Origin of the sequence: Bacillus sp. FSL K6-1000 (assembly GCF_038630785.1) — a bacterium.
Classification (GTDB): Bacteria; Bacillota; Bacilli; order Bacillales; family Bacillaceae; genus Bacillus; species Bacillus safensis.
On sequence record NZ_CP152042.1, the window covers coordinates 3,153,516 to 3,165,438 of the forward strand.

At 41.5% G+C, this 11,923-nt stretch carries 11 protein-coding genes; 3 read left to right on the plus strand and 8 right to left on the minus strand.

Annotated elements, in window-relative coordinates; translation table 11 throughout:
- Positions 1-19 precede the first annotated feature (19 nt).
- The 7 genes from MHI46_RS16480 to hprK all read right to left on the minus strand — a co-directional run bounded on the left by MHI46_RS16480 (position 20) and on the right by hprK (position 5,146).
- The gene (locus tag MHI46_RS16480; RefSeq protein WP_106025584.1) at positions 20-661 is read right to left on the minus strand and encodes an NAD(P)-dependent oxidoreductase; all 642 of its coding nucleotides are present in this window, start codon (positions 659-661) and stop codon (positions 20-22) included.
- Between the two features lie 87 nt (positions 662-748).
- The gene (locus MHI46_RS16485; protein ID WP_024423567.1) at positions 749-1,177 is read right to left on the minus strand and encodes an Rrf2 family transcriptional regulator; all 429 of its coding nucleotides are present in this window, start codon (positions 1,175-1,177) and stop codon (positions 749-751) included.
- Positions 1,178-1,246: 69 nt separating this feature from the next.
- On the minus strand, positions 1,247-1,765 hold the full coding sequence (locus tag MHI46_RS16490) for an acyltransferase (protein ID WP_039181684.1): 519 nt from the start codon (positions 1,763-1,765) through the stop codon (positions 1,247-1,249).
- 1 nt (position 1,766) lies between these two features.
- Entirely contained in the window at positions 1,767-2,417 is a 651-nt protein-coding gene (gene ppaX / locus MHI46_RS16495; protein ID WP_039181686.1) for a pyrophosphatase PpaX, read from the minus strand.
- Positions 2,414-3,358: a nucleoside recognition domain-containing protein gene (locus MHI46_RS16500; RefSeq protein WP_327842125.1), complete on the minus strand. Its 945-nt coding sequence runs from the start codon at positions 3,356-3,358 to the stop codon at positions 2,414-2,416. The genes ppaX and MHI46_RS16500 overlap by 4 nt, the downstream gene beginning before the upstream one ends.
- A gap of 19 nt (positions 3,359-3,377) precedes the next feature.
- Complete coding sequence (gene lgt / locus MHI46_RS16505; RefSeq protein WP_099663659.1) at positions 3,378-4,202, minus strand: prolipoprotein diacylglyceryl transferase; 825 nt, start codon at positions 4,200-4,202, stop codon at positions 3,378-3,380.
- 11 nt (positions 4,203-4,213) lie between these two features.
- Positions 4,214-5,146, minus strand: coding sequence for an HPr(Ser) kinase/phosphatase (hprK, locus tag MHI46_RS16510; RefSeq protein ID WP_024423572.1), 933 nt, complete (start codon positions 5,144-5,146; stop codon positions 4,214-4,216).
- A gap of 177 nt (positions 5,147-5,323) precedes the next feature.
- Between hprK and nagA the strand changes: the two genes are divergently transcribed.
- From nagA to MHI46_RS16525, 3 genes are read left to right on the plus strand one after another with little or no spacing between them, the layout of a single operon-like run.
- Entirely contained in the window at positions 5,324-6,514 is a 1,191-nt protein-coding gene (gene nagA, locus MHI46_RS16515) for an N-acetylglucosamine-6-phosphate deacetylase (RefSeq protein WP_260774901.1), read from the plus strand.
- The gene (gene nagB / locus MHI46_RS16520) at positions 6,514-7,239 is read left to right on the plus strand and encodes a glucosamine-6-phosphate deaminase (RefSeq protein WP_260774902.1); all 726 of its coding nucleotides are present in this window, start codon (positions 6,514-6,516) and stop codon (positions 7,237-7,239) included. The genes nagA and nagB overlap by 1 nt, the downstream gene beginning before the upstream one ends.
- 18 nt (positions 7,240-7,257) lie before the next feature.
- Positions 7,258-7,983 (plus strand): GntR family transcriptional regulator, encoded by a 726-nt coding sequence (locus MHI46_RS16525; RefSeq protein ID WP_039181699.1) that lies wholly within the window; start codon positions 7,258-7,260, stop codon positions 7,981-7,983.
- 30 nt (positions 7,984-8,013) lie between these two features.
- Here the strand turns inward: MHI46_RS16525 and MHI46_RS16530 are convergent, their stop codons facing one another.
- Complete coding sequence (locus MHI46_RS16530) at positions 8,014-11,868, minus strand: metallophosphoesterase (protein ID WP_342502958.1); 3,855 nt, start codon at positions 11,866-11,868, stop codon at positions 8,014-8,016.
- Positions 11,869-11,923 lie beyond the last annotated feature (55 nt).

Here is an 11,923-nt window from a genome sequence, read left to right on the forward strand (position 1 = left end):
TAGGCGGCCATGAAACTGCTTATTCAGCTTCAGATACAACGGTAAAACGTTCTCCAACATGGGCTGCCTGCTCCACTTCATCAACCAGTGCAATGGCGTAGTCAGCATAGCTTACATAGCTGTCACCTTTAGAATTGACAATTAGATTGTCTTTCCCTTTCACGTATGAACCTGTACGTTTGCCAGCTGGATTAAAGAATGCGGCAGGGCTGAGGAATGTCCATTTTAATCCCTCTGACTGTTGAAGATCTTTTAGATTTTCTCCTTGCTGAGAAGCAGTAGGCACATACTCCTTCGGAAATTCTGGTGTGTCCACAAGTCTTGTTGTTTTCGCCTCATCTACAAATAGACTTCCTGCTCCGCCCACAACGATTAAACGAGTCTCAGGTGTTTCTTTTAAAATATCAATCAGCTTTTTCCCAGCTTCTACGTGAAGATGCTCCTGTCCAGGGGGTGCGCCAAATGCATTCACAATCACATCAAATCCTTTGATGTCATCTGCTTGCAAGTGAAACACATCCTTCTCAAGAACAGCTAGTGATGAATCAGTCATTTTTTGTGCATCTCGGACGATTGCCGTTACTTCATGTCCTCTTGATTGAGCCTCTTTCACAATTTCTTGTCCTGCTTTTCCTGTTGCGCCAATAATTCCAATTTTCATGTTAACTCCTCCTACAATATGGTTTTATGTTGATAAAGAAAGGTGTAACTATTTCGGTTACAACAGAGGTAAAAAAAATTGAATTGATCATCCAATTTTTTTGATTAGCACATGCGTTAGTTCACTTAATTTGATCTCAGCAAGTACTTGCTCCATCGCACTTTGAGCGCGGCATAAAATTAATTCAAGCACCGCTTGAATATTTGCACCGATCGGACAGTCAGGATTTGGGCTTTCATGAATTTGAAACAATTCACCCTCATCTACGACTTCAACCGCTTTATACACATCGAGCAATGTGATGTCGTCTTCACTGCGGTTCAGCTGCGAACCACCTTTGCCAAGACTCGTTGAGATTAGGCCTGCTTTTTTCAATTTACTCATAATGCGGCGGATGACCACTGGGTTTGTATTCACACTTCCTGCGATATCCTCCGATGTCTGTAAAGATCCTTTTTCAAGTGATAGCAAGGCCAGAATATGGACAGCGACAGTAAATCTGCTGCTGATTTTCATGTTTTCTCACCTCTGTTGTAATCATTATAGTTACACCATGTCACATTGTCAACAAAAAAGTCTGCCGAGCTACTCAGCAGACTTAGATTGACGTGCTTCCATTTCTTCCTTCGTATAAATCATGCGCATTGGATTTCCTCCAACAAATGAGCCTGCTGGCACATCCTTATGAACAAGTGTACCAGCCGATACGATCGCTCCATCCCCAATGGTCACACCAGGTAAAATAGTGGAATTAGCTCCAATTAAGACTTCATCACCAATATAGACTTCCCCAAGTCTGTACTCTTTAATCAAATACTCATGGGATAAGATGGTCGTGTTATAACCGATTACACTATTTCGTCCGACGGTGATTTTCTCAGGAAACATCAGATCAACCATTACCATTAAGGCAAACGCCGTATCCTCGCCGACCTTCATACGAAGAAAAGTTCGGTATATCCAATTTTTCATTCCCATAAACGGCGTGTACCTTGCCATTTGAATAAAAATGAAATTTTTCACCACTTTGAAAAAGGGAACTGTCCGATAGACTTGCCGCAGCGAATTGACCCCTTTTACTGGATATCGATCTGTTTTTCTCAACTTAATCAGCTCCAACAATCGCCAGGAGATCACTCATTTTCTTCAGCATGAAGTCAGGGCGATGCTTTAAAAGGGCCTCTTCTCCTTTAATAGACCAAGCCACACCTGCCGTTTTTGTCCCTGCCGCTTGACCAGACAAAATGTCATGATAATTATCACCAACCATCACCGCTTCATGCGGATCACTGCCAAGCTTTGATAATGCAAGCTGAACAGGCTCCGGATGCGGCTTCTCATTTTGTACATCATCGAGCGTCACAATAACCTCAAAGAACGGCTCTAAACCGGTCAGCTTCAATCCCATTAAAACCGTATCCCGTATCTTCGTTGTGACAATACCGAGCTTAAATCCTCGATCCTGCAGGACTTTCAATGTGTCTAAAACGGTCTCATATTCAGTCACAAGCAGATCATGCTGCTCATGATTAAACGTGCGGTACATCTGAATCATGTCATCCGTCAACTCAGGATCCATCGCAGAGAATGTATCAAACAAGGACGGACCAATGAAATGAAGAATATCCTCACGGCTGTACTGACCAGGGTAATAATGGTCCAGCGTATGCTGAAATGAAGCAATAATTAATTCATTTGTATTGATTAATGTGCCATCTAAATCAAATAGCACTGTGTTGATCGTCGATTCGTTCATATGGCTTCCTTTCTAACAGCTGCATGTTCCCGCTTCCGCCAAATATAGCTAATGGCAGCTGTCAATAAAATTGCAGAAATCAGGCGGATCACAAGAAGCGGCCATACTGGAATACCAAGTGGAATAAAAACCAGCGTATCTTCGACCACCGCATGGCAGGCAACGAGGAAAATAAAAGCAAGGGTTAAGTCCTTTTTACTCACACCGTCCTCTTCCACTGCCTTCATCATCACCCCGGCTCCATACGCCAGACCAATCGTTAATCCAGCCACCATTGTCATAGACGTATTTTCTTTCATTCCAAGCATTCTAGTAAAAGGTGACAGCCACTTAGACAGTGTATGAAGCCAGCCTAAATCTCTCATGAATTGAATGATGATCATGAGCGGGATAACGATAAAGGCAAGCTGCAGCACACCGAGTACTGCTTTTTGTATAGCAAGAAGAACGATCATGTACCAACTGGAAGGCACATCAGCCGCCTGAGCTGCACTCAAAAGTCCATATTGCGCCGGCTCCTCGCCTCCCTGCCAAACGAGATGAATGACAATAGCAGAAATAACAGCAAGACTGATTCTAACCAGCAAAATCACAGATACTCTCAGTCCAACCTTTGCCGCCACTGTCGATTCGATGATCAGGTTATGGCAAAAGGACAGCATCACTGCCAAAATAAACACTTCCTTCACAGGAAGCTCTAATGTCAAAATGGCTGCAATTCCCGCATACAAATTCAGCATGTTTCCTAATACAAGCGGAATCGCTGCTTCCCCCGAAAGACCAAACAGCCCCATAAATGGCTGAATGAATCGGATAATCCAATCCATGACAGGCGTATGCTGCAAGATACTGACGAGAATAGTTACTGGAAAGATAACTTTGCCAAGAGTCCAAGTTGTCGATAGCCCTGCTTTCAAGCCGTTTTTCCATGTTTCTCTCATCTCTTCTCATCCCCCCTGCTTAATTCGATGAATTGTTCTCTTTATACGGAATTGATGCGTACCCTTTCATTCTTCTAAAGAAAATCAGTAGAACAGCCACTGCGAATATCGCAATCGAAATCATCTGTGCGATTCTAAGATGCTCTGTCAGCATTAAGCTGTCTGTTCTCATCCCTTCAATGAAGAAACGGCCGATTGAATACCAAATTAAATAAGACAAGAAAATTTCGCCTCTGCGCAGCGAAGTTCTCCGTAATAAAATCAATATGACAACACCGGCAAGATTCCATAATGATTCGTATAAGAACGTCGGGTGATAATAGGTACCATCAATATACATTTGATTAATGATAAACTCAGGCAGATGCAAATTTTCTAAAAAGGCTCTTGAAACCGCCTCACCATGCGCTTCTTGGTTAATAAAGTTCCCCCAGCGTCCAATTGCCTGCCCTAGTAAAATACTTGGTGCTGCGACATCAGCTATTTTCCAAAACGATACCTTTCTCACTTTTGTAAAAACGATGGCTGTCAGCACGGCACCAATCAGCCCGCCGTGAATCGCAATTCCACCATTCCAGATTTTAATGATTTCGTTTGGATGCTGCTGATAGTAATCCCATTCGAAGGATACATAATAAATTCGGGCACAAATAATTGCGATTGGAATGGCAAATAAGATTAAGTCAATAAACAGATCTTTATTGATTCCTCTTTTTTCACATTCTCTCAGTGCGAGCCAGAGTCCAAGCAAGGCTCCGACCCCAATAATCACACCATACCAATGAACCGAAATAGGTCCGAGCTGAAAAGCGATCGGATCAATTGGCTGAATTGCTTCTTTCATATAGTCAACTCCTATTCATCCTGGCCATTGTCTTCAATGACATCGGCAAGTTTACTTGTAAATTGTTCTGCTGCATTATGCCCCATACGTTTCAGCCTGAAGTTCATCGCAGCCACTTCAATGATAACCGCTAAGTTTCGACCTGGCCGCACAGGGATCGTCAGCTTCGGCACATCTGTATCAATAATTCTCATTTTCTCTTCTTCAAGTCCTAAACGATCATACTGTTTGCCTTGTTCCCAAAGCTCCAGATTCATCACAATCGTAATTCTCTTATAACTTCTGACAGCGCCTGCTCCAAATAAGGTCATCACATTAATAATGCCTAACCCGCGGATTTCTAAAAGATGTTCAATTAGCTCTGGTGCACTTCCGACTAACGTATCCTGATCCTCTTGACGGATTTCCACGCAATCGTCTGCAACGAGGCGATGTCCCCTCTTCACTAATTCTAAGGCTGTTTCACTTTTTCCTACTCCGCTTTTCCCAATTAATAATACACCTACACCATATACATCTACGAGCACACCATGAATGGCAGTCGTTGGTGCCAGCTTACTTTCTAAAAAGTTGGTCAATCGACTCGAAAGTCTTGTCGTTTTTAGACTAGATCGTAAAACGGGCACACCATTTTCATTTGATGCTTCGATTAATTCCTTCGGCACATCACGATCTCGAGACAAAATAATGGCAGGGGTAATATCTGTACAAAGAGACATCATTCTCTGCTTTCGTTCTCGTTCTGGGAGCTGTTCAAAAAAAGAAAGCTCTGTTTTCCCTAAAAGTTGAACTCTTTCTTTTGGGTAATATGTAAAATAACCAGCCATTTCTATACCTGGTCTGGAAAGATCACTGATTGTAATGGGACGATTAATCCCTTCTTCCCCACTTACCAGTTCAAGATGAAATTGTTCCATTATGTCCTTCGTACGAACTTTCGGCACGCTTCTTCCTCCTTTTATCACAGGCGATTCAGAAATACAGCTCTATTTTATCACTTTCAATGATGAACCCAAAACAGTATTTTATCCTGTTCCTGTTTCACCGCCCTCACTGGTATAGACAACTATACTTAAAAAGAGTAAACTTAAATGAAAGATAACGAATAAGGGGGCTCAAACATGAGCGGTTCTTTATTGCTCTCCAATCTTCATATTGTGACAAAGACAAAGATCATTGAAAACGGTTTTGTCGGTTTACGCGATGGCAAGATTGACTATATTTCAACATCACCACCGACAGGAAATTATGAAAAAGTATATATTTCCCGGGAAAACTTTTATTTACTCCCTGGAATGATTGATATTCACATCCATGGTGGATATGGTGCAGACATGATGGATGCGACAGCAGAAGCGATGAATACACTCGCTGACAACCTTCCATCAGAAGGAACGACAAGTTTTTTAGCGACAACCATTACACAAAACCATCATGAGATTGAGCAGGCACTTAAAAATGTCGCTCAGTGGAAACAAAGTAATGAAGAACATGCAGGAAGTCAGGCGCAATGTCTAGGAATCCACCTAGAAGGTCCATTTATTTCTAAAGATAAGGCAGGGGCACAGCCTGTTCAATGGATTAAACAGCCCGATATTCCGCTTTTTAAAAAATGGCTGGATGCATCTGAACAGCTAATTCGAATTGTCACGTTTGCGCCTGAGGAAGACACAGATTTTGCTTTTCTGTCCCTGTTACAGGAAAAGAACATGATCCCTTCTATTGGACATACGAATGCCCAACATGACATGATTAATTTAGCAGCTAAGCATGGTGCACGCCATGTAACGCACCTTTATAATGCACTGAGTTCGTTTCAGCATCGTGAACCGAACGCTGTAGGTGCTGCTCTTACGAATGAGAACCTTTATACCGAGCTGATCACAGATGGGGTTCACTCCCATCCTCTTTCCATCAAGCTTGCGTATTTGGCAAAAGGAAGTGATCGTTTAATCATGATCACAGACTCGATGCGTGCAAAAGGGCTCGGTAATGGAACATACGAATTTGGTGGTCAGACGGTCACAGTCAGCGGCGAAAAAGCATTGCTGGAAGATGGTACACTTGCAGGATCGATTTTGCGAATGAAAGATGGCGTCAAACGGATGAAACAGCTCACAAATTGTGAGTGGACAGAGATTGCGAAAATGACCTCAACCAATGCAGCCGCTCAGCTGGGACTTGATCAACAGCTCGGTTCCATCGAAATTGGAAAACTAGCAGATTTGGTGATTTGGGATGAATCTGGTGAACTGATGATGACGATCTGCCGTGGACAAATCGTCTTTGAAAAAAAGGAGGCCAACCACTAATGAACATCATCGAATTTGAAAGCAAGGAGCAATTAGGAAAAGAAGCAGCCGCCATTATTGCACATGCAATAGCTGCTAAACCCGATGCCGTACTCGGCCTAGCAACGGGCGGTACACCTATTGATACTTACAAGGAGTTAATTCAACTTCATCAAGCACATCAATTGTCTTTCAAGCAAACAAAAACAATCAATTTAGATGAATATGCAGGGCTTGATCCAGAACACGAAAATAGTTATATGACCTACATGAAACGTCATTTATTTGACCATATTGATCTCCCTCAGAGTCAGTATTTTCTTCCAAATGGCAATGCAGCTCACTTAGAAAAGGAATGCTTAAGATATGACCAGCTTATTGAGGATGTAGGCGGCATCGATCTTCAGCTCCTTGGAATCGGTCAAAATGGACATATCGGTTTTAACGAACCTGGTACCCTTTTCAACTCAAAGACTCATGTCGTGCAATTAGATGAGAACACGAGACAGGCTAACGCAAGATACTTTTCTTCTATTGATGATGTACCTACTCATGCGATCACAATGGGAATTGCGAGCATTCTTTCAAGTAAAAAGATTCTCCTTCTTGCTTCGGGAAAATCAAAAGCGAAAGTGATACAATATTTAGAACAGGCAGAGATTCATCCAGACTTCCCAGCATCTGCACTGAAACTCCATGAAGATGTAACAGTTTTGATTGATCGAGAAGCTGGATCACTACGCTAAAAACGAGAGGATTTTCACATGTTTATTGATAAGCAGTCACCTATTCCGATGTACCATCAGATTATGGAGAACTTGAAAAAGCAGATTGAGGATGGAACATTAGCACCTGATACACTCATTCCTTCTGAAAGAGAATATGCCGAACGCTTTGGTATTAGTCGAATGACTGTCAGACAAGCCTTATCGAATCTTGTGAACGAAGGATATTTGTATCGACAAAAAGGTAAAGGCACCTTTGTTAGCCGAAAAAAATTTGAACAGCCGCTTCAAGGCTTAACAAGCTTTTCAGAGGATATGAGGCAACGAGGGCTCAAAGCATCAAGCCAGCTGATTGACTTCAAAAAAACCGTATGTCCAGAGCACTTGCTGCCAGCCCTACAACTGTCAAATAGTGATGATGTTTTTGAACTAAAACGGATACGCCTTGCAAATGATGAACCGATGGCGATTGAAACGAGCTATATACCTGAAAGATTTGCAGGAGATTTAACAAAGGAACATTTAACTGGCTCTTTATATGAATATATAGAAACTCACACTGGTCATGTCATTGCTCATGCCAAACAGGAGCTTGAAGCCAATGTTGCCTCAAAGGAAGAAGCATACTTGCTGTCTATTTCAACAGGCGATCCTGTGCTTTCCATAACAAGAACGACTTTTTTTCAACAAGACGTTCCATTTGAGTATGTTGTTTCCGTTTATAGAGGGGATCGTTACAAGCTCATTCATACAATGGAAAGATAAACAGTGCCCCTGACACGGAGCACTGTTTTTTTATTTTCTAAGAAATTTTGTTTCATCATCATTTTTTGTATGAATTTTCCATATTGGTGAAATGGCTTTTCCTTGGAAACGATCTTTTGCTACAGTGTACCAATAATAATCTTCATTTGGCTTTAAGCCCTTCCACTCAAAGCTCGCTTTTTTGCCGCTTTTTACGCCGCGCGCTTCTCCTAGAAGAACATTCGTATACACATTGAGTTCAAAATAATTGGTTTTGACAGATTTCATTTTCGGTGTCAAATCCACATCGATTGAAAATTCATCTTGATCTCCATACGTTTTTGGATCGTAAAAATGCTCTTTATTCAAGTATGGTGAATATGTTGTAAAATGAAGCTGATTTTTTTCTTGATCGGCTGTTATGACCCTCATAAACCCTTGCCCACCTTCAGGTCCTGACTGATAATCGGCGAGTATTTGATATACTTTCCTGTCTGCTTTTCCATCATGGTCATCATCAAGCTCATCTACTTTCCTGCTGGCTCCATGGTAGTGGCCGCTAAATACTGCCACAATATTAGGATGGCGTTTCACCACTTGATGGAAGATGAGATCGCCAATCGGGCTTCGATTGCCGCTCACTAACAAATACTCATGGAAATTTAAAATGACAATACGATCTGGATGCTCAGAAATCACGCGGTTTAACCAATCAATTTCATCTTGCTTAATCCCCCAGCCCATGTACACCATCATATAATCATTGCCGCCGGCAGAGATGAGATCATAATGACCTTTATTGTTTCGATAGGATTCACCATAGTAAGGCTTATCAGCAAAGCGTTTTTCCCCGAAATATTTCCCGTATTCCGCATATAAACCGTCCTTGTGTCTAACATCATGATTTCCTGCTAAAACACCATAGGGAATGTGATTCTCATCTAATACACGCATAAATGTATCAGCACGGTGCCATTGCTTATCCTTTGAATCATCCACAATATCGCCTGTATGGAACACATATTGAATGTTTAATTTCTCCCTCTGATCTCTGATCCATTCGACCATTTGTTTAAAGATATGAGGATAGCTCTTTGCATAATATTGAGTGTCAGACATCCACACCATCTTATATGGCTTTTGTGATTTGCTGATTTCATCCTGTACTAGCAAATCAAACGTTTGATTCCTCATGTACTGTCTCACTGATAGCAGCCCTTTTAGGTAAAATTCCTTTTGATCCTTCGCAAAGTGATGAGTGATTTTATCCCACTTTTCCTGCTGGTGATTCCATGCGTACATTGTCACCTTTCTCCCCGACAATGAACTCCCTTTCCATACAGCTTCGACGACATCCTTTTCGCGCACATCATGATGAACCTTAATTTGAAAACGATGATAAGGAAAACGCTGTAAATCCTTCGTTTCAACTGCCTTCCCATCAACAAATGCAATGCGGTTCCTTTCTTGATCAGAAAAAATCATTTCTCCTTTTTGAAGAAAACTCTTTGGCGGCTCTGTCTCTGCTGCATACTTAAAAATCTTCATTGAAGGATGCAGCGATGTATATTGATAGGCACGATAAAAAGAGTAATCTAACTTATCATTGGTTGGATCCTTGGTTAGCACAGTTTGCTTTGATGATTTCATTTTCGTCTTATCTGCTACCCGTTCTGGTGTTTCTGGATGCTCATGTACCGTCTTGAACTCTTTTTTCAACGTCGACATGTTCCCAGCAGCATCTTTTGCTTTGACCATAAACGTGTGCTTCCCAGGCTTTAATTCACTAGAGGACGTCTGATATGGCAAAGAAACTGGTTTGCCATCTACATACGCCTTCAACTCTTCTATATCACTCCAACGATCCGTTACTTTTGCTTTTAATGTAAAGGCACCTTTATATTGATCCTTTGCTTGTACGTTGGTCTTAATTCTCGGCCCAGTGTTATCAACTTTCACACGTACTGAAGCATGCTCGTCTGAGGTTTTGGCCTCAATTAGGTGCGGCCCTTCTTTCAGCCTTTTTGTATCCCACTTTATATAGGTTGAGACATAAGCCTCTTTTGGAATCTCAAATTGAAACGTTCTAACCTTTTTTGCGTTCCCGCTGTCTCCCATTCTCCATTCTTTTTGCGGCTTCGCATTGATTGGATGAATTTGTGTTCCATTCGATAAGATCATCCTGACGTTTTTCAATTCAAAATCATCATGATTCTCTCCAGGGAGCCTGTCTATCGGAGAAGACTTTGTGCCAGCGTGGAATGAGATCGTTTGGAGACCTGCCTTTTTTATCTCTTCTTCTGGTATTGGCATTGTATAGGTACGATACACTTTTGTCGAATCATCAAAAACAGAAAGTAAACGCTTACCTATAGATACCCCATTTTTAAAATATAAATTTGTTCCTTTGACATCAAATGCGATATATGGATCTGCTTCAAGGGCAGCGGATACTTGCTGATTCCGTTTTCCATCTATCCGTAATTCGATGCTTTTTTTCTGATCAGACGTTGCCTTTAATGAAAATAACCCTGAAACCGTATCTCCCTCTTCTACATTGAATCGGAGACCGTGGGCTTTGCTAACCTGCTCCACATCAACCGTTTTTTTCAACGTCTTGGTTTCATTTTCGCCATCTGACGCTTCAAGCTGATATTCCAATTGTTCCTTCCCAATCAACTCAGGTGAATAAATAATATGATGAAATAACCGGTCATTTTGGTCTTTTTGCAGCAGTATTTCCTTGAACGCTTCTTTTCGATTCGTTCGATAACGCAGCTTGACGGTTTTCACGGCCTGATCATCCTGGACATCTGCTTTAATCTCTACGCTTTCAGTTGGTTTCACCGGTTTCCTTATCGTCATATCTTCAATCACAGGTTTATGGATATCTTGAGAAATTTCCTTTTTCTCAGATGGAATTTGTGCTTTTAGCACATTACCTGGAGTGGGCTCTTCCTCAATTTTCGAAATCAGCTTCGTCTGCGTCGTACCATCCATTGGATACTTAAACAGCAAGGATTTATGCTCGCTAAACCATGATGGCTTCAAACGAAATGCGGCAGAAGAAATCTCTTCACCTATATTTGTTGTGATCGAAACAAGACGAGATTTAGAGTTGGACAGCCCTTTGCTCTCGATAATGGTTAGATGCTCGCCCTCTTTTAATTGGCTTTTGTACATGGCATTAAAGTCCGCTACAGTTAAATGCTCCTGCCCTTTTTTTCTCAGCCAAAAAACATAAGGTTTTCCAGGTGAAATGGTGATTGGATTTTTATGAAAGGAATATACATCATCCAATTCGATACCCTGCGTGGGATTGCGGTAGCGGAGCTGATAATGTTTAAGTGAGATAGGCGCATGTGTCGTGTTATACACTTCGATAAACTCAAAAGCATCTTTGCCTTTTCGGTTTTTTGAATTAACGACAATTTCTGTGATGAATAAGTCCGGAATATGCGAAAGATCCTCTTCAAATCCATTTAAATGAACCGATTTCTCTGCTGTTTTGATCACTGATTTTTGCGTAAGGAACTCTGTATAGTAATGAACGGTTGGATTCCATAATTGATCTGGCGGAATTTTCGCTGTAAATTCTGGCTTCATTCCGGGCAGCCGTTCCATTGGAATCAAGCGATACCCCAGTTCATCACTTTGTTTATAATACAAGTTCGCAGACAAAATCTGTTGTTGGTCACTAATGGACGCACGAAACTGAAGGTCATGGCTTTTTCCTTGAACCGGGCGGACATCCACATGAAATTGATCAAAGATAAAAGGCGAAAAAGGCTTGTCCGGTACATTCACTTCTGCTTGAATAAAAGGTCCTGCTAAAGCAGGCTGACTGAAACAAAAAAGAATGATAAAAAAACATAAAAGCATGATTTGTCTGCTCACGTTCACCATCTTGCACCGCCTCCCTTCGGATATTGTGTCTCCTGAAGGTGGTTTTTATGTCAGA